At 52.2% G+C, this 17,469-nt stretch carries 17 protein-coding genes and 1 tRNA gene; 11 read left to right on the forward strand and 7 right to left on the reverse strand.

Annotated features, from left to right (window positions below; all coding sequences use genetic code 11):
- Nucleotides 1-81 precede the first annotated feature (81 nt).
- From C1A10_RS08350 to C1A10_RS08370, 5 genes are read left to right on the forward strand one after another with little or no spacing between them, the layout of a single operon-like run.
- A complete protein-coding gene (locus tag C1A10_RS08350) occupies nt 82-1,599 on the forward strand; it encodes an ABC transporter substrate-binding protein (RefSeq protein WP_101909848.1) in 1,518 nt (505 codons plus the stop codon).
- Nucleotides 1,600-1,609: 10 nt separating this feature from the next.
- On the forward strand, nt 1,610-2,524 hold the full coding sequence (locus C1A10_RS08355; RefSeq protein WP_242968887.1) for a carbohydrate ABC transporter permease: 915 nt from the start codon (nt 1,610-1,612) through the stop codon (nt 2,522-2,524).
- Nucleotides 2,521-3,387 carry a carbohydrate ABC transporter permease gene (locus C1A10_RS08360; RefSeq protein WP_101909850.1) on the forward strand — a complete coding sequence of 289 codons (867 nt, stop codon included), beginning with the start codon at nt 2,521-2,523 and terminating at the stop codon, nt 3,385-3,387. Before C1A10_RS08355 ends, C1A10_RS08360 begins: the two co-directional genes overlap by 4 nt.
- Before the next feature lies 1 nt (nt 3,388).
- The gene (locus C1A10_RS08365; RefSeq protein ID WP_101909851.1) at nt 3,389-4,846 is read left to right on the forward strand and encodes an HlyD family secretion protein; all 1,458 of its coding nucleotides are present in this window, start codon (nt 3,389-3,391) and stop codon (nt 4,844-4,846) included.
- Nucleotides 4,847-4,856: 10 nt separating this feature from the next.
- Complete coding sequence (locus C1A10_RS08370) at nt 4,857-5,939, forward strand: ABC transporter permease (protein ID WP_180951062.1); 1,083 nt, start codon at nt 4,857-4,859, stop codon at nt 5,937-5,939.
- Here the strand turns inward: C1A10_RS08370 and C1A10_RS08375 are convergent.
- Entirely contained in the window at nt 5,928-6,632 is a 705-nt protein-coding gene (locus C1A10_RS08375) for an SDR family oxidoreductase (RefSeq protein WP_101909853.1), read from the reverse strand. The genes C1A10_RS08370 and C1A10_RS08375 overlap by 12 nt on opposite strands.
- 40 nt (nt 6,633-6,672) lie before the next feature.
- A complete protein-coding gene (locus tag C1A10_RS08380) occupies nt 6,673-7,806 on the reverse strand; it encodes a DUF362 domain-containing protein (protein ID WP_101909854.1) in 1,134 nt (377 codons plus the stop codon).
- Nucleotides 7,807-8,062: 256 nt separating this feature from the next.
- Between C1A10_RS08380 and C1A10_RS08385 the strand changes: the two genes are divergently transcribed.
- From C1A10_RS08385 to C1A10_RS08405, 5 genes are all read left to right on the forward strand, one after another.
- Nucleotides 8,063-8,449 (forward strand): MerR family transcriptional regulator, encoded by a 387-nt coding sequence (locus tag C1A10_RS08385; protein WP_101909855.1) that lies wholly within the window; start codon nt 8,063-8,065, stop codon nt 8,447-8,449.
- A gap of 38 nt (nt 8,450-8,487) precedes the next feature.
- A complete protein-coding gene (locus tag C1A10_RS08390) occupies nt 8,488-9,600 on the forward strand; it encodes an aldo/keto reductase (protein WP_101909856.1) in 1,113 nt (370 codons plus the stop codon).
- 116 nt (nt 9,601-9,716) lie between these two features.
- Nucleotides 9,717-10,124 carry a DUF3842 family protein gene (locus tag C1A10_RS08395; RefSeq protein ID WP_101909857.1) on the forward strand — a complete coding sequence of 136 codons (408 nt, stop codon included), beginning with the start codon at nt 9,717-9,719 and terminating at the stop codon, nt 10,122-10,124.
- A gap of 191 nt (nt 10,125-10,315) precedes the next feature.
- The gene (locus tag C1A10_RS08400; protein WP_101909858.1) at nt 10,316-10,867 is read left to right on the forward strand and encodes an ECF transporter S component; all 552 of its coding nucleotides are present in this window, start codon (nt 10,316-10,318) and stop codon (nt 10,865-10,867) included.
- On the forward strand, nt 10,864-11,937 hold the full coding sequence (locus tag C1A10_RS08405; protein ID WP_101909859.1) for a uridine kinase family protein: 1,074 nt from the start codon (nt 10,864-10,866) through the stop codon (nt 11,935-11,937). The genes C1A10_RS08400 and C1A10_RS08405 overlap by 4 nt, the downstream gene beginning before the upstream one ends.
- A gap of 35 nt (nt 11,938-11,972) precedes the next feature.
- Here C1A10_RS08405 and C1A10_RS08410 read toward each other — a convergent pair whose 3' ends face one another.
- Nucleotides 11,973-12,191 carry a sporulation initiation factor Spo0A C-terminal domain-containing protein gene (locus C1A10_RS08410; protein WP_101909860.1) on the reverse strand — a complete coding sequence of 73 codons (219 nt, stop codon included), beginning with the start codon at nt 12,189-12,191 and terminating at the stop codon, nt 11,973-11,975.
- Between the two features lie 150 nt (nt 12,192-12,341).
- On the opposite strand from C1A10_RS08410, the gene C1A10_RS08415 reads away from it, so the two are divergent.
- Nucleotides 12,342-12,650, forward strand: a complete 309-nt coding sequence (locus C1A10_RS08415) for a helix-turn-helix domain-containing protein (RefSeq protein WP_101909861.1) — start codon at nt 12,342-12,344, stop codon at nt 12,648-12,650.
- A 116-nt stretch (nt 12,651-12,766) separates the two neighbouring features.
- Here the strand turns inward: C1A10_RS08415 and rlmD are convergent, their stop codons facing one another.
- The 4 genes from rlmD to selA form a co-directional block, all read right to left on the reverse strand.
- Nucleotides 12,767-13,969 (reverse strand): 23S rRNA (uracil(1939)-C(5))-methyltransferase RlmD, encoded by a 1,203-nt coding sequence (gene rlmD, locus C1A10_RS08420; protein ID WP_101909862.1) that lies wholly within the window; start codon nt 13,967-13,969, stop codon nt 12,767-12,769.
- A gap of 116 nt (nt 13,970-14,085) precedes the next feature.
- A tRNA-Sec gene (locus C1A10_RS18460) sits at nt 14,086-14,182 on the reverse strand.
- A gap of 13 nt (nt 14,183-14,195) precedes the next feature.
- Nucleotides 14,196-16,058 carry a selenocysteine-specific translation elongation factor gene (gene selB / locus C1A10_RS08425; protein ID WP_101909863.1) on the reverse strand — a complete coding sequence of 621 codons (1,863 nt, stop codon included), beginning with the start codon at nt 16,056-16,058 and terminating at the stop codon, nt 14,196-14,198.
- On the reverse strand, nt 16,055-17,464 hold the full coding sequence (gene selA, locus C1A10_RS08430) for an L-seryl-tRNA(Sec) selenium transferase (protein WP_101909864.1): 1,410 nt from the start codon (nt 17,462-17,464) through the stop codon (nt 16,055-16,057). Before selA ends, selB begins: the two co-directional genes overlap by 4 nt.
- Between the last annotated feature and the right edge of the window lie 5 nt (nt 17,465-17,469).

Consider the following 17,469-nt stretch of genomic DNA (forward strand, 5'->3'; position numbering starts at 1 on the left):
GCACATTACATATGGACTTCATAACAGCTTCATACTGGAACGGTAAACTGGCCTCAAAACAACGAAGACGGAGGCACGAAAATGAAACGATTATCTGCGATGATATTATCCCTCATTCTTACCATCTCCCTGACGGCGTGCGGCGGCACAGGCGAAGCGGGAATCCCATCAGGCGCCGAAGACAACAGCACGGATGAAACATCCGGCCAGTTATCCCTCAGTGGAGAAATCGGAGGCGAAATCACCATATCTGCTTATGACACCATGCAATACAAAGCATTTTTGGAGGATGCGGCAAAGCTTTTTGAGGAGAACTATCCCGGAACCAGGGTGAACGTGGAGACCTTCTCCGCCATGCCGGAAATCAAGACCTCCGGCCAGGGCGATAAAAAGATGGTCGTCGCTCAAATGCAGGACGATCCCCAGGGCCGTCAGGATTATATCAACAAGGTCAACACCGCCCTGATGAGCGGCGAAGGCGCGGACATCCTTGCCATGGACGTTCTGCCCATTCATAAGTATGCGGACAGCGGGCAGCTTGAAAATCTGGTGGCCTATATGGAAGCAGATCCGCAGTTCAGCCGCGCCGATTACCGGGAGAATATCCTGGACGCAATTGAATACAAAAACGGAACCTGGTTTTTGCCCATGGACTATACCTTCGATTACTACGCCTACGACAGCACCCTGCTCACCGGGGAGGCGGCTTCCGGCTTCGGAACGGGCAGCGCCTTCACCTCCGGAGAGCTTGTCGCCCTGGCGGAGCCCGCCTTCGACGGAAGCTCCAGGCTGTTTAATACCCCCCACTACCAAAAAGGGAGCGGCGGGGGAATGTGGGGCAATTTGCTTGCGGAAAATTACACATCCTTTGTTGATATCCAGAACAGGACTGCCAATTTTGACGACGGCAGCTTCGCTGCCCTGCTGGAAACCGTGAAGCAGTACAGCGAACAGGGCTATATTTCAAAAGGCTCGACAGGACAGAAGGATGCCGGGGAAATGATACGTCAGCCTAAAGAAGCCTCCGCCGACCGGTTTTTCTTCAAACCCAAAAACGCCTTCAACCTGATTTCACTCTTTACCCGTAATTTGGGCATGAGAATGAACGTCATGGCGGAGGGCGACACCATGGCGATCGGGGATGACGATGAGATTGCGGGGATCGCCGCCGCCGCGGACGGTTCCGTCCCCTTCACCTATGAGCAGGCATATGGCGTCAACGCCAATTCGCAGAACAAGGAGACCGCGTGGGCCTTCCTGAAATTCCTGCTCAGCGAGGAAATGCAGCTGAGCACCAGCCTGAGGCCTGCGGCTCTGCCGATTTTAAACTCCGCCAGGGATAAAATGATGGAAACCAGGCTGACCAGCATGATGGAGCAGCAGGGGCAATCCCTCAACGAAGCCCAGCTCGAGGCGATTGCGGGGTACAACGAGGCCGTGGAACAGCTTTCTGATCTGATTAACGCCTATATTCTCGAGGATACAGTAATCAACGACATGATCTCCGCTGAAGTGCAGTTCTTCTTTGACGGTTCCAAGACAGCCGAAGAGGTGGCCAACGCTCTTCAGAACAAGGTGAGTCTGTATCTCAACGAATAGGATGAGCAACATGGAGAAGCTACCGCCCCGAAAAAAGAATCCCCGTCCCCGCTTGAGAACCCACATGCGCGGCGCGAAAAGGCCGCCGCGCATCCCCCCCGGGGTACTGTTTCTTGCTCCCGGGCTGATTGGATTCCTCGTTTTTTACATCTGGCCGTTCTTCATTTCGCTCGGGTACGCATTTCTCAATAAGCCGGTGAACGGCTCCTTTGTCGGGCTGAAAAACTTTTTCGACCTCTTTCATAACGCGGCCTATCGGAAAGGTCTCGGAAACACACTGCGGTTTATCGGCATCTCGGTTCCTGTCAATATGGCGCTGTCCCTGGGCACCGCCATGCTGATCCATAAAACAAAGCGGCATAAAGAGCTGTTTTCCCTGATGCTGCTTGTCCCTCTGGTGATTCCGTCCGGCTCCATGGTTTCCTTCTGGAAAGCCCTGTTCGCCTATGACGGGGCACTGAACGGCTTTTTGAACACTCTGGGGATTGCCAAAATCAACTGGCTGAACTCTCAGCTTGCGTTTTTTGTCATGGTGGTCATCTTCGTCTGGAAAAATCTTGGCTACAACATGGTTCTGTACCTGTCGGGTCTGAACAATATTCCGAAAGATACCTATGAAGCGGCCTGGGTGGACGGAGCGAAGCCATGGCAGGCGTTCCGGCACATTACCCTGCCGGGCCTCGCCCCCACCTCGGTTCTGGTCCTGATCATGTCCATTATCAACACTTTCAAAATATTCAAGGAAATCTATCTGATCACAGGCGGGTATCCCCACGACAGCATTTATACGCTCCAGCACTTTATGAACAATATGTTTGCGTCCCTCAACTATCCGCGGCTCACAACCGCCACAACGGTTCTTGTGGTGATCGTCGCGCTGTTTACGCAAACGATGCTGCGGCTGGAAAGGAGGGCGGCTTCATGAGCAGGCATAAGGGGATTGCTACTGCGCTCCTGCTGTTCCTTCTTGGGTCGCTGTTTTTATTTCCGCTCATCGTCACCTTCACCAACTCTTTTATGACGGAAGCGGAGATTGCGCTGAACTATACTTCAACCCTGACCGCTTTTGATCTGGTGGACGGTATTGTGGAAAAATTCCAGCAGATCAGACTGATTCCGGAACAGGCCGGGTTCTGGCAGTACGCCGAAGTCCTGATCAAACAGCCGTCTTTCCTCGTCCTGCTGACAAATTCATTGAAAATCACCCTGCCGGTGACAGTGGGCGGCCTCGCGGTATCCCTGCTCACCGCATACGGCTTCACCATTTGGGACTGGAACTATAAGGAAGCTGTATTCGCTGTCTACATTGTGGTCATGCTCATGCCGCTTCAGGCCGTACTGGTACCCAACTACATCGTCGCCGATGCCCTTGGGATAAAGGACAGCTATCTGGCCATCATTCTGCCCGGCATTTTTTCGCCCTTTGGAGTATTCCTGATGCGGCAAAGCATGAAAGGAATCCCCGCGGCTTATCTGGAGGCTGCCCGGATAGACGGGGCGGGCAGCTGGTATATCTTCTGGTACATCATGGTTCCCCAGCTGAAGTCTTCTGTGGCGGCGCTGCTGATGCTGACCTTCATAGAGTACTGGAATCTGGTGGAGCAGGCAGTCATTTTCATCGGCGATTATACCAGGGAACCCCTCTCGGTTTATCTTTCCCGGATTGCAGAAGGACGGATGGGGCTGGTCTTTGCGGCATCCTGTGTATATATGTTTTTACCCTTCTGGTTTTTATTGATCGGGCAGAAGGATCTGGAAAAGGGAATCGAGCTTTCGGGAGTGAAATAAGATGAAACAACAGAACCAGGCCGGCATATCGGCTTCACGATACCGTATCGTCCAAAGGCGTGTTCCGGCTCCGTCAGGCCGGCCGGCAGCAACACAGGCTCTGTCTCCGGCAGTAAAAAGAGATTATAAAAAAATCGTTGGTGCCGTCTTTTTAGCAGTTCTCTTTCTTCTGATTTTTTTCTCCAAAACCATTTACAGCTACAATCTGCCTGCCGTAACAGCTGTAAATCCGGAGAACGGCAGGCTGAGCAAGCTGGAGATGAGTACCGGCATCGCAAACTTTGCGGAAGTCGAAACTATCTATGCGGCCGCAGGCGGCAAGGTGGAAGAGGTCTGCGTCAAAGAGGGGGACAAAGTCAGCAAGGGTCAGGCGCTCTACCGGCTCAGCTTCGACCGGGAGGAAGCGGACCGCAAGCTGCGGGAAATTCAAAACAGCCGCAGCAGGCTATACAACGATATACAGGGGATCAACTTAAAACTGGAGAAATTAAAACGGTACATGAACGATCTTTCCGGCGAAACCTATGAGGACGAAGCTTCAAGCTATGAACTGGATGCTTTGGCGATTGATATCCGTGAAGCCCGGGCGGAATTGGAGGCTGTGCGGGAACGTTACGATGAGGATGAGGCCACGGAGCTTGAAGTGGACAAAGCCCGGTACAACCTGCAAAGCCTGTATCTGAAACGTGACGAACTGGAGCGAAAAGCGAAAGAAACGATAGCGGAACAGGAAAAGGACCGGGAAACCAGACAAAAGGATTACGAATCGGATATCGCCGCTCTGGAGCTGGACCTGAAGGCGAAACAGATCGACCTGAACAACCTGGTTTTACAGGAGGAGCCTTATCAAAAAGCCCTGGCGGATTTTGAAACCTATGCCACGATTGCCGCTCCGGAGGACGGCACAGTCGTCTCTCTGCCCGTACAAAAGGGGGAAGCCATTCATGAGGAACAGCTTCTTGCTTCTGTCGGCGCGGGCGGCGCATTTGAAATTGAATGCGATCTGTCTCTGGATAACAACTTCGTCATTGCAGGCGACTCCGTTGAACTGTCTAATGCCTCCCATGCGCTGGAGGGGACTGTCGTCAAGGTGACCCCGGCCGCTCAGGGGAAAACGGTCACGATTGCGGTCAATTCTGATGGGATCACGGCAGGCGAGACATTCGATATTACCTTTCAAAAGGACAGTGACACCACCTATGTGCTGGTGCCGAACGGGGCGCTCAATCAGGATAACGACGGTTATTTCTTAAATCAGATCAAACGGCGGGACGGCATTTTAGGGGAGGAATACTATCTTGAACGGCTGGATGTTTACATCGGGGATTCAGACTCCGAAAACACCGCTATTCTCCAGGGAATTACCTTCTTTGAGCCCATTGCGTTGATCAGCGACCAGCCGATTGCGCCGGGTGACGTCATATCCGTATCGAATGTGGGTGATTTCTTTGAGAAGTAAGAGAAATATAATGGTTCTGATTGTAATTTCTTTTTTACTGGCTGCCCTGTTTGCCCTGTCTGAACTTTCAAAACGTGAGCAATACCGGGGCCTTCTGCTGGTGACACCGTCAGGTCCGGCAGAGCCGGGACTCACGCCCGAAAAGCTGGATCTTTTTTCAGAGGAAGAATTCCTGCTCACATATGAGCTTCGGCAGCCCGCTGAGGCGCAGGCTGTCCAGTCCAAACATCCGGTCACCATCGTGGGCACCAACAGCCGTTACGCGGATGTGCTGGGATACATCCCATTAGACGGCGGTTTCTTTACCCAAACCGCTCAAAACGAAAAAAGCAGGCATGCCGTATTAAACGAAGCCGCGGCCTGCCAGCTGTTTGGCAGCATTCGCATTTCCGGGAATACGATCAGGCTGAACGATCAAACCTGGCTGATCACAGGAGTGATCCGCGACCAGGAGCCAGAAAATGCCAACATCTATGTTCCGGCCAGTGTCTTGGGCGGGCAGGCGGATACGCTGATGGTCCTGATGGACGACGGCATTTTTACACAAGCATATGTGAAAAGTGCCTTAAAAAGCATCGGGATTCATGAGGGCGGTTACGACTTTATCAATCTCTCCAAATCGGCCTCTGCGTTTGGCGAGCGGTTTTCCGTGGCCTGGGAATTCACTCTGCTTTCAGTGATGCTCACAGTTGTCCTTGGTCTTTTCGGATGGCTGCGGCTAAACCTGTCCTGTTACCGCTTACGGATGCGGGAGCTCTATTTGCGCGAATTGTTCCTCGCCTATCGTGCGGATTTTCTGAAAACCGCAGGCGGATGCCTGCTGCTGGCGGCAGGCATTTGGGGCATGCTCATGCTTTCATTGCAGATTCTGGAAACCTGCCTTGGCTGGCAGGAACTTGCACCCATCACAGGAACACTGCTTGCGGAAGAGTTCGGACAAAAGCTCAAGTGGCTGCAATATTACCAGTGGGTTGACCTGGCTCTATTTTGGACATGCATAGGTTTGGTTGTTCTTTGCCTGATCGGCGTCCTGTTTTCGCGGAAACGGGAAAGACTGAAGGCAACAACTGTGCAAAGTGATCTATCCGTTTAATTTCCAGCCGAAATCATTGTGGTAAATCATCTGATGGGTCATACCGCCGTCGATGCAGATGTTTTCTCCGGTAATGAAACCGGCTTTTTCGGAACAGAGATACAGCACCATATTGGCAATATCAAGCGGAGTTCCGACGCGGCCGGCCGGCTGCTGCTCTGCATCAGGGCCACTATATTGCGTATACTGCGTATCAATCCAGCCGGGTGAGATTGAATTGACGCGCACCTTTCCGGTCAGGCTGACTGCCAGCGCATGGGTCAGGGCGGCAATGCCGCCCTTTGCGGCGGTATAGCTTTCCGTGAACGGCTGGCTCATGCGGTCGCGGCTGGAGGAAATGTTCACAATGCTGGCTCCTGCGGCAAAATGCTCCAGAAATAACCTGGTCAGCATATACGGCGCCGTCACCCCGACGCGCAGCGCATAATTGAATTCGTCATAGGTGCATGTGTCGATTCCTTTGAACAGCGGCATGGCATTGTTGATGAGATAATCCACACGGCCATACTCTGCAATCACCTGATCCGCGAAGTTCCTCAGCGTCTGTTCGTCGCCTAAATTCCCCTGAAAGTAAGCATTCTCCTTGAGGTCGATTACGCAGACATGTGCGCCGTTTTTCTCAAATTCTTCACAGATGCATCTCCCGATCCCGCCTGCGCCGCCGGTCACGACGGCAACCTTATTTTGAAACATCGCAATCCCCTTTCAACAATGATCCGGTTTTATACCCCATCTATTTGACTACGATCAACTCATAGTTTCGAGTACCCAAACCGATTTTCTCCGCGTGCTCCAAACAGGTGCGCCATTCGGACTCAGGCGCAGAGTTGACAAAGTGGTCATGATGGTCAACAAAACCGGCTTTTTTCATATTGTCAAACAGTTGGCTGCCCGGAAGCGGCTGAGCGTTCAGACAGGCGTCTGCACAGGCTTGATCGAGCGCCAGCGGATCAAAGGATGCAAACATACCCAAATCAGGCAGAATAGGCGCATCGTTTTCTCCGTGACAGTCACAGTTGGGGGACACGTCCACCACCAGGGAAATGTGGAAGCTGGGGCGGCCGTCCACTACCGCCTTGGTATATTCCGCCATGCGGCAGTTCAGCAGCTCGTTTACGGCGTTGTTGTCGAACGCGATCGCGTCAAAATTACACGCGCCCAGACAGCGTCCGCAGCCAACGCAGTTTTCCTGATTGACCGTCATCTTTTTGCGGGCGGTATCAAACATCAGGCCGTCGTTGGCACACTCCTTTTGGCATCTGCGGCAGCCCCGGCACCGGTCCCGGTCGATATGCGGCTTCCCGTTGCTGTGCTGTTCCTTCTTTCCGGCGCGGGAACCGCAGCCCATGCCGATGTTTTTGATGGTACCGCCAAAACCGGTCATTTCATGCCCTTTGAAATGGGTCAGGCTGATAAACACATCCGCATCCATGATGGCCCGGCCGATCTTGGCCTCCTTCACATATTCGCCCCCCTCTACGGGTACCGCGACATCGTCGGTGCCCTTCAGCCCGTCACCGATCAGGATAGGACAGCCCACTGTCAGCGGTGTAAAGCCGTTTTCCCATGCACATGCCAAATGTTCCAGAGCATTTTTCCGGCTGCCGGGATACATTGTGTTGCAGTCGGTCAAAAAAGGCTTGCCGCCCAGTCCCTTCACCACGTCAGCCACTGCCCTGGCATAATTGGGCCGGAGATAGCTGATATTTCCCAGCTCGCCAAAATGTAATTTAATGGCGACGAACTTGCCATCCATGTCGATCTGCCCAATTCCGGCTGCTTTTATCAGCTTTTTAAGTTTCGTTGGCAGCCCGTCTCCAAAAGCCACTGTACGGAAATCTGTAAAATAGACCTTTGCTTCTTCCATTTTTTGTTTGCTCCTTTTAAATTACTCCCTACCCAGATAGGGCGCGGTTCGGTGTGCCTGACTGAGCCGCACATTCGCAGGACTCGCCACACCTTCAATAGAATTATACACGTTGGTGTAAACTTCAAGTCAAGAGTAAAATAAAAAGCTTGTCCATTCATTTTTTATGTTTAGATTTAATACATTTTTTCACAGAAAAGCTTGACTTAGAGTGAACTCCAAATGCTATACTACACATATTCGGGAGGGGCAAAAAATGACAATTACAGAAGTAAGTAAACAATATGGCCTTTCGCAGGATACGCTCCGTTATTATGAACGAATCGGATTGATCCCCAGTGTGCATCGCAATTCAAGTGGAATCAGGGACTATGCTGAGGAAGATTGTAACTGGATCGACTTTATCAAATGCCTGAGGAGTGCAGGCCTTCCAATCGAAGCGTTAATTGAGTATGTTACGCTTTTCCAGCAGGGCGATACGACTGTTGAGGCCAGAAAGAGGCTCCTGATCGAGCAGCGAAAGCAGCTGATGGCAAAAATAGAAGATATGCAAAAAACGATGGATCGCCTGAATTACAAAATAGAAAGCTATGAACAGGTCATCATAAAAAAAGAGAAAAAACTGAAAGCGTTCCATGTGTAGATGCAGGCATATAAATAGATATAAAGGCGGTGGAAATTATGAAAAAGCTGGGAATGGGTTTGATGCGGTTACCAATTACGGAAGAGGGAAATCCAAAGAGTATCGATCAGGCACTTGTGAACAGGATGGTGGATTATTTTCTTGAGAAAGGGTTTACTTATTTTGACACGGCGTATCCGTATCATCAGGGAATGAGCGAGACAGCCGCTGCAAAGGCGCTTGTGGAAAGGCATCCAAGAAATTCCTTTACGCTTGCGGATAAGATGCCAACCTTTCTTGTAACAAGAAACGAAGATTACGAGAGATTCTTCAGCGAACAGCTAAAGCGTTGCGGAGTCACTTATTTTGACTATTATCTGCTCCACACCCTCGGTGAAAAGAATTATGCAAACACGCTGCAGCATGGCGGGTTTGCATTCATGAAGAAATTGAAAGCCGAGGGAAAAGCTAAGCAGATCGGATTTTCCTATCACGACAAGGCGGAACTTCTGGATCAGATATTGACAGACCATCCGGAGATGGAATTCATACAGCTGCAAATCAATTATCTTGACTGGGAAAACGATATGATCCAGGCGCGGAAATGCTACGAGGTGGCGGTGAAACATCAAAAACCGGTCATCGTTATGGAGCCTGTCAAGGGCGGGGCCCTCGCCAACGTGCCCGCAGCAGTGGAACAGCTTTTTAAAGGCCGCCATCCGGAATTGAGTACGGCCTCGTGGGGAATCCGCTTTGCGGCCTCTCTGGATCATGTTTTTATGGTCCTGAGCGGAATGAGCAATTTCGAGCAGATTATTGACAATGTAAGTTCTATGCAGAACTTTGCCCCTTTGGATGAGGAGGAAAAGCAAATCATTCAAAAAGCCACCGAAATGATCAACAGCGGCATCGCAATCCCCTGCACTGCCTGTCAGTATTGCGTGGATGGCTGTCCCAGGAACATCCCCATTCCGAAATACTTTTCACTCTATAATGATCAAAGGCAGTTTGGTCTTGTTCCCTCACACAGAGGGTACTATACGAATCTATCACAAACTTATGGGAAGGCCTCCGACTGCATAGGCTGTAGGCAGTGCGAGCAGCACTGTCCTCAGCATATTGAAATCGTTGAGCAATTAAAAGAGGTGTCCCGTATTTTTGATGCTGTTTAAGGAAAAGGAAACTGTAACACAGAATGATATTGACAACCGGATCAGATTCCGGCTTTATGACCCTGCCGGAAATTGTGTGTGAGCCGCTGCTCTTTTGGGAAAGCGAGGTGTTTTAGGTGAATATTCTGGTCATCGACGGCCAAGGAGGCGGGCTTGGCAAACAGCTGGTCACCGCAATGAAAGCGGCATATCCCGAAGTGGAAATTACCGCCGTGGGAACAAACAGCATGGCGACGAATGTCATGCTGAAAGCTGGCGCCGACAATGCCGCCACGGGTGAAAATGCCGTTGTGGTAGGCTGCCGTAAAGCGGACATCATTGTCGGTCCAATCGGTATGGTGATTGCGGATGCCCTGTTGGGCGAAATCACCCCGCGTATGGCAGCGGCAGTCGGGCAAAGCAATGCAAAACGCATCATGATCCCCATCAGCCACTGCAACAACCTGATCGCGGGAATTCCGGACCAGCCTGTCAGCCGTTTGGTGCAAAGTGCGGTTGAACAGCTTAAAAAAATTATAAATTGAACCGGATCTTCTTAAAGATCAGGCAATTCGGTATGATATCTTATTTGGCCGGCATGAAGTCGGGCAATGCGGCAGAAGCGGCAGGAAATACATCTGAGCATATTTATTTTATTATCATGGATGCCAGGAAGGCGTCTGCTTTCAGAAGGAAGCAGACGCCTTTTTGTGCAAATAAATAAGGAGTCGTTATCATGAAAATCAAAAAAATGGTTTTTTCTGCATTCTTTCTCGCGCTTGCTCTGGCTTTGCCGTTCCTGACGGGACATATTCCGCAGATTGGCAATATGCTCAGTCCCATGCATATTCCGGTGCTGCTGTGCGGCTTTCTATGCGGCTGGCCCTATGGCCTTGCCGTAGGGTTTATTGCGCCGCTGCTTCGTTTTATGCTCTTCGGCATGCCTCCGATTTTTCCTACCGGCGTCGCTATGGCATTTGAACTTGCAGCCTACGGTGCCGTTTCGGGCCTGATTTTTGGCAGAGTGAAACACAGCCTACCCATGGTCTATACAACACTCATTTCCGCAATGGTTGCCGGGCGCCTTGTCTGGGGTACTGTGCGCTTTATTCTGGCAAAGCTCTTTGGAATGGATTTTTCCTTGTCAATGTTCTTATCTGGCGCTTTCATCACTGCGGTACCCGGTATTCTTTGCCAGCTGATTCTGATCCCGATGATCATCGCGGCGGTTCAACGCCAGGAAGTGACGCTGATGAACCAGCCAAAGAAAGAAGCGTTAACAGAATGACAAGAAATCCGGAACTGGAAACAGCATCAAAAGAGTATCTGATCGAGCAGACCAATATGCATCCCTCCATGCGTCCGCTGGACATGATAAAGCTCTGCTATCAGGCCGCATTGGGGTCAGAGCATCTGCTGCGGGAGCTGGCGGCGGCCAAAAGGCTCTTTATGGAGGAATTTTCGGCTGTAACGAACGGCTCATCGCGCCTTTATGAGAAGATTTCTCCCGACCGCTGCCGGGTAAATCTTTTTGCATGGAAAGAACGCGGGCTCCCTCCGGAGTGGCTTTTTCGAATGTTTGCCGGTTCCGCATCCATGCCGTCCGGCACGGATGCGGAATTCCGGCGTCTTCTTAAGGAGGCCGGTTTACTTTGTGCAGCGGGCGCAATGCCGTTTTCCTGCCATGACTGGGAAAATGAGCTGAACACCTATTGGGGTGCCGGAGGCGGCGCTGTTCACCACAGCGAACAATACAGGATATCGGAACACCCTGCCTACCGGCTGGTTTGCACGCGTTTTATCCGCCTTTTTCCGCTTTTGGAAAGAATGGCAAAGCTGGACCAAAATAATGATGTGTGTGTGATTGCGCTGGATGGGCGTGCGGCATCCGGGAAAACCACCATGGCCGATCAGCTGTCGCTGATTCTGGGTGCGGGGATCGTACATATGGACGACTTTTTCCTCCCGGCACCGCTGCGTACGGCAGGCCGTCTGGAAGAGCCCGGCGGGAATGTGCACTATGAACGCTTTGCGCAGAAAGTTTTGCCTAAGGTTGCTCAAACGAAGGCATTTTCCTATCGTCGGTTTGACTGTTCCAAGCTGGACTTTGGCGATACACAGGAAGTTCGCGCATCCAAATGGCGGATTGTGGAAGGCGCTTACAGCTGTCACCCTTTCTTCGGTGATTACACGGATCTGCGGGTGTTCTGTGATGTTGAGCCGGAAGAGCAGCTGCACCGCATTGAACTGCGCAACGGTACAGAAAAAGCGAAAGTATTCGCTGCGCGATGGATTCCGTCAGAAGAACGCTACTTCAGCAGATATCAGATACGGGAAAAAGCAGACGTTATTTTATAGCCCTTATTTGATTACCCGGTACCGGAAAGGTACTTTTATGTATTTTTTATAGTATGTGCGACCGCTTTTATAAACTCTTCTGCAGTAGGTATTTTCTCTTTACGAGGAATGCTTTTCTGCATCATCTTTTCACTTTCTGATTTATCACTCTTTTGATAAGCATAATCAATCGCAGCCTGCATATCTTTTCTGACTTCAGTGACAGATACGCCATGTTTCTTAGCCACTTTACGATAGATACTTCTCATGCTCATGTCAGTATACCACCTTTCACGCCAACAAATCTTGTATCTGTTTCAATTTTACAATATTTAAAATTGTACGTCAATCAAAATAAGACTTTATACCTTGTGAATATTGCTTATATGAAATGTACAATATTGTACATGAGGTGGCGATAACACATGTATGAGAAATTCTTATCTGAACGAATAGCAAAATTAAGGGCTATAAAAAAGGTTTCTGCTCGTGATATGAGTTTATCCATTGGGCAAAACGAAAATTATATTAACCATATTGAAAATGGGAAATCATTTCCTTCTATGCAAGTGTTCTTCTATATCTGCGAGTACCTCAAGATTTCTCCTAAGGAATTCTTTGATGATGGAGCCGAGAATCCCGCTTTGATCAAAGAAGTAGTCGAGGACTTAAACACACTGGATGAAAAACAGATAACCAACATCCACGAGATCATTAAGGGGCTAAAAAAATGAAGCAGGTGAGCAACCTGCTTCATTTTTTCTATTCATACACAATTGGCTTAAGACAACTTCCGAAAATGCGTAAATCTTAGGATTATATAAAGTCTATGCGGGTTTTCGGATACTGTTTATTCCTTTGCATCATTTCGGCATAGTTTTACCACGCACTCCACATGATTGGTATGCGGGAACATATCGACCGGCTGAATTCTGACGACCCGGTAGCCGGATTTTCTCAGGAACTGCAAGTCCCGCTCCTGTGTTTCAGGATTGCAGGAAATATAGACGACCTTTCTGGGGGACAGCACCAGCAGCGAAGACAAAAATTTCTCGTCGCTTCCCGCGCGCGGCGGGTCCAAAAAAACGACATCCGCGGTCTGCCCCTCATGAGCCATCTGTTCCATAAACGCACCCGCGTCCGCTTTATGGAAGTAAACATTTTCAATCCGGTTGCGTTTCGCGTTGACAATCGCATCGCGGACGGCATCCCCGTTCAGTTCCACGCCAATCACATGTCCGGCATGCTTTGCGGCAATCAGGCTGATGGTACCAATCCCGCAGTAAGCGTCAATAACGGTTTCCTTTCCGGTCAAGCCGGCAAACTCAATCGCTTTGGAATAAAGGCGTTCGGTCTGCACCGGGTTAATCTGATAAAAAGATTTCGCCGAAATGCGGAAAACACACCCGCAAAGGGTATCTTCAATATATCCCGGACCAAACAGTACCTTTTCCGCATCCCCCAGAACCAGGCTTGTGCGGTAAGGATTCACGTTCATTAATACAGTGGTAATCTCCGGATGCGCTTTCCGCAGCGCCTCCACAAATCGGTTTTTTGCCGGAAAGATCGGCGTTGAGGTGACCAGCACGACCATAATCTGCCCGCTTGCAAAGCCGCGCTTCACCAGCACATGACGCAGGAAACCAATGCCGCGGTCCTCCTGATAAGGCTGCAGCTTAAAGCTTTTCAGCAGGCTGCGCACCGTCACAATGATTTCGTCGGCCTTTCGGTCCTCGATCATGCAGCTGTCCACCGGCACAATCCGGTGTGTGCTCGACTGATAAACGCCCGAAATAATTTTTTGATCACGCGTCAGCCCGAACGCAGCCTGCACTTTATTGCGATAGTGGCGTGGATTTTCCATTCCGATGATCGGTTCCACATGGCAGAACTTTCCCAAAAGCCGCTGCACCAGAGACTGTTTCCACCTTAGCTGCTCCGGATAGGACAGATTCTGCATCTGGCAGCCTCCGCATTTTTTATAAAGCGGGCACTGCCCTGCCGGCCGCTCCTTCACCTGTTTTTTGGGCTGCCGATCGATTTCCTGCGCCATGTTTTTTCCTGCCTTTTCCCGGCATATCAACTGCCGATTCCCTATTCTTGATCATTGACGATAACCTGTTCAAATAAACTGGAAAACCGCTTAAACACACTGTTTAAGCGGTTTTTTGGCGGGAATATGTGGGAGTCGGACCCACCCGGGCAGCGCTGAGCTACCCACAACGGTTTTGAAGACCGCAGGGCACACCGGCACCCATCTATCCCCACATCAGAAAGCGTTATAACAGCGTACGAAAGTCGCCGTTCTTGACAGTAAACCCGCAGTCATCCATATGCTCCAAAAGCGCGGCGGCATACTTGCGGGAAAGCCCCATCTCATCGCGCAGCTGCGCCAGCGTGACACTGCCCGCGGACTGAATCAGCCGCACCGCAGTTTCCTTTGCCTGATCGTAAGCAGCACGGGAAACAAGCAGGGCCGGGGTCAGCTGTTCGAGCTCTCCCTGCTCCAGCAGCAGGGCAATGATCTGCATTGCATCCTGTTCCGGCACACCGGCCAAAGTGGGGATCGAAGAAACGTCCTGCGGCATACAGCCCCACTTCGCATACAGGTTCCTGATTTTTTTCCCGGCTGTTTGAAAAGTACCTGTTTCAAGCGGAGAAAATTCGGGGGCCGCCGCCCAGCCCTTGCCGCATCTGATGACGCCCTTGGTTTTCAGCGCACCTATCAGCCCGTTTTGAACCTGTTTCGCCAGTTCCGGCAAAGGCATCCCCCACGCCAGCGGGTGCGCGACATGATAATCCGCAAGTACAGACAGCACCTTTTCCGCGGACGCCCGTAACGACTGCGGCGTAAAGAGCAGTTCTCCCGATTTAAGCAGCTTCCCATCCGAAAGCAGGCTTGTCACAGTCTGCCGGAGCCTGTCCGGTTCCACGTGAGGAAATAATTCCAGAAGCAAAATTTCGGTCAGCGCGGCTTGCGAAGCCTCATAAACGACCTGATCGGATAAGGAACCTGTATCGTACCATTTTAACCGTTCCACTGCCGCTCTGTCAAGCCGCTTTTGGCGCTTTGGCCTTGCGTCAAGAACTATGCCTCCCCCGATCGTCTCCAGCGGGGAATAAAATCTCACGACGAACCGGTCGCCTGTGAAAGCACAGACCGATGTTTCCAGCCGCAGCTGCGCATAAGCGGTCTCTCCCGCTGAAAGCGACTCCGGTTCAGCCAGTGATACCCGGCAAAGCACACAGGCAGTGCCCAGATGCAGGTGCAGCCGCGTACCGGATTTCACCGTTCTGGCGGATTCCTTCAACAGCGTCAGCTTTACGCAGAGCAACGTTACCGCCTTTTGGGTCCCCGGCGCCGCCAAAAAATCCCCCCGCGAAAGTTCGTCCTGTTTCACGCGTGCCAGATTCAGCGCGGCACGCTGCCCCGCAAAGACCGTCTGCGCCTGTCTGCCATAGCTTTGCAGGGTACGTATCCGCGCGGTTTTCCCGCCCGGATACAGCGCCACCTCTTCGCCCTCGTAAACCGTACCATCCATGACCGTGCCGGTGGCAACCGTTCCGAAGCCGTCCAGAGTAAACACCCGGTCGACCGCCATGCGGAAAGGCCGTTTGCAGTTATGTTCCGGTATTGTCCGTGACAGATCGCAGATTGCCTCCCGCAGGGCAGGGATTCCGGCTCCCGTTTTGCAGGAAACCGGAAAGACAGGCGCGGATTCCAGAAATGTCCCAGCGAACGCCTCTCGCACATCCCCGGAGGCAAGTTCCATCATTTCCTCATCCGCCAAGTCGCATTTGGTCAGTACCACCAGTCCGCGAAGGGTGCCAAGCAGTTCAAGAATCGCGAGATGTTCCTTTGTCTGCGGCATGACGCCCTCGTCCGCCGCCACTACCATCAGGACGAGGTCCAGCGCGCCCGCTCCGGCAAGCATGTTTTTGATGAATTTTTCATGCCCCGGCACATCAATGATTCCCGCTCTCCCCTCCGGAATGTCCATATGCGCAAAGCCGAGGTCGATTGTGATTCCCCTGCGTTTTTCTTCTTCCAGCCGGTCGGTGTCCATCCCGGTCAGCGCTTTGATCAAAGCTGTTTTCCCGTGGTCAATGTGTCCCGCAGTGCCGAACAGTAAATATTTCATGACCGTTTTCCATCCAGAATTTGAGTGGTTTGCTGAACAACAAGCCCGAAATCCGGTTCCTCCAGTGTGGAAACGTCCAGCAGCAGACGCCCGTCCGAAATCCGCGCAATGATTGGGACAGCCGCGTGCCGGAGCCTGTTTTCCAGCTCGGCGACAGACATGCCCACCGGGACAACGCCGACGGCATAGCTGTCCAGTTCCTGCCCCGGTGCGGAGCCGCCCCCGACCGGCCGCTTCTGCGGCAGAAGGGAAAAGGCCGCCGAAACGCATTCATTTTGCAGCAGCGCAAGAAGGCGCCCGCCCTTTTCCCGCAGTTCCCCACCTGTCGCGTTCAGCATCCGCAGGGCCGGAATGCAGTTCCTGGCATTTGCGGGGTCTCGGTAGAGCAGCAGCGTCGCCTCCAGCGCCGCAAGGGACAGTTTATCAATCCGCAGGGCGCGGGCGAGGGGGCTTTTGCACATCCACGAAATCAGCCTCCGGTCCCCCAGCAGGATACCCGCCTGCGGCCCCCCAAGCAGTTTGTCCGCGCTGAAACAGACCAGATTCGCGCCGTCCCGCAGGGTCTGTGGAACGGTCGGCTCTCCCGTGAACGGGTATTTCGTTTCTTCCAGCAGAGCGCCGCTTCCCAAATCCACCAGCAGGGGGACTCCGTAAGTTCTGGCAAGCCCCGCCAGTTCCGGAATGCCCACGCTTTCCGTAAATCCGGTAATCCGGTAATTGCTAGTATGAACTTTGAGCAGTATCCCGGCGTCGCCGGATTGCAGCACCTCTTCATAATCCCGCAGCCGGGTTTTGTTGGTGGTTCCCACTTCGGATAAAATGCCGCCGCTCTGCGCCATAATATCCGGCAGACGGAAGCTGTCGCCGATTTCCACCAGTTCCCCGCGCGAAACCGGAATTTTCTTGCCCGGCGACAGAACGGAAAGCGCCAGCAGCAGGGCCGCGGCGTTATTGTTGACCGCCATCGCGGCTTCGCAGCCGCAGAGCTCGCACAGCAGCGGCTCCAAAAGGCTGTTCCGGCTCCCGCGGGTACCCCGCTCTAAATCATATTCCAGATTGCAGTACCCCTCGGCCGCGGCCGCCACGGCCTTTACGGCCGCTTCCGCCAGCGGGGCGCGCCCGAGGTTAGTATGCAGCGCGACGCCTGTGGCATTCAGCACCCGCCGCAGAGAGGGCTTTTCCTCCCGCTCCAAACGGGAGCATACCGTTTCACACAGTTCCTCCGCCGCGGGTACGGTGCTTGTGCTTCCTTCCAGAAGCGCGGCGCGGAGGGAATTCAGTTGTGCACGTGCGGCATGCAGTACCCTTTCCCTTCCATATCTGGCAGCGGCATGCTCCATTGAGGGCTCGCGCATCAGCAGGTCTACCTGCGGAATGAGCCGCAGGACGTTTTGATCCAATTCCAAAGCAG

The sequence above is a fragment of the Marasmitruncus massiliensis genome (genome assembly GCF_900186535.1).
Lineage (GTDB): Bacteria > Bacillota > Clostridia > Oscillospirales > Ruminococcaceae > Anaerotruncus > Anaerotruncus massiliensis_A.

Excerpts from the sequence above, each read along its gene's own strand:
- C1A10_RS08350 (WP_101909848.1), top strand. The coding sequence starts at position 82 with ATGAAACGATTATCTGCGATGATATTATCCCTCATTCTTACCATCTCC.
- C1A10_RS08355 (WP_242968887.1), top strand. The coding sequence starts at position 1,610 with ATGGAGAAGCTACCGCCCCGAAAAAAGAATCCCCGTCCCCGCTTGAGA.
- C1A10_RS08360 (WP_101909850.1), top strand. The coding sequence starts at position 2,521 with ATGAGCAGGCATAAGGGGATTGCTACTGCGCTCCTGCTGTTCCTTCTT.
- C1A10_RS08365 (WP_101909851.1), top strand. The coding sequence starts at position 3,389 with ATGAAACAACAGAACCAGGCCGGCATATCGGCTTCACGATACCGTATC.
- C1A10_RS08370 (WP_180951062.1), top strand. The coding sequence starts at position 4,857 with ATGGTTCTGATTGTAATTTCTTTTTTACTGGCTGCCCTGTTTGCCCTG.
- C1A10_RS08375 (WP_101909853.1), bottom strand. The coding sequence starts at position 6,632 with ATGTTTCAAAATAAGGTTGCCGTCGTGACCGGCGGCGCAGGCGGGATC.
- C1A10_RS08380 (WP_101909854.1), bottom strand. The coding sequence starts at position 7,806 with ATGGAAGAAGCAAAGGTCTATTTTACAGATTTCCGTACAGTGGCTTTT.
- C1A10_RS08385 (WP_101909855.1), top strand. The coding sequence starts at position 8,063 with ATGACAATTACAGAAGTAAGTAAACAATATGGCCTTTCGCAGGATACG.
- C1A10_RS08390 (WP_101909856.1), top strand. The coding sequence starts at position 8,488 with ATGAAAAAGCTGGGAATGGGTTTGATGCGGTTACCAATTACGGAAGAG.
- C1A10_RS08400 (WP_101909858.1), top strand. The coding sequence starts at position 10,316 with ATGAAAATCAAAAAAATGGTTTTTTCTGCATTCTTTCTCGCGCTTGCT.
- C1A10_RS08405 (WP_101909859.1), top strand. The coding sequence starts at position 10,864 with ATGACAAGAAATCCGGAACTGGAAACAGCATCAAAAGAGTATCTGATC.
- C1A10_RS08410 (WP_101909860.1), bottom strand. The coding sequence starts at position 12,191 with ATGAGCATGAGAAGTATCTATCGTAAAGTGGCTAAGAAACATGGCGTA.
- C1A10_RS08415 (WP_101909861.1), top strand. The coding sequence starts at position 12,342 with ATGTATGAGAAATTCTTATCTGAACGAATAGCAAAATTAAGGGCTATA.
- rlmD (WP_101909862.1), bottom strand. The coding sequence starts at position 13,969 with ATGGCGCAGGAAATCGATCGGCAGCCCAAAAAACAGGTGAAGGAGCGG.
- selB (WP_101909863.1), bottom strand. The coding sequence starts at position 16,058 with ATGAAATATTTACTGTTCGGCACTGCGGGACACATTGACCACGGGAAA.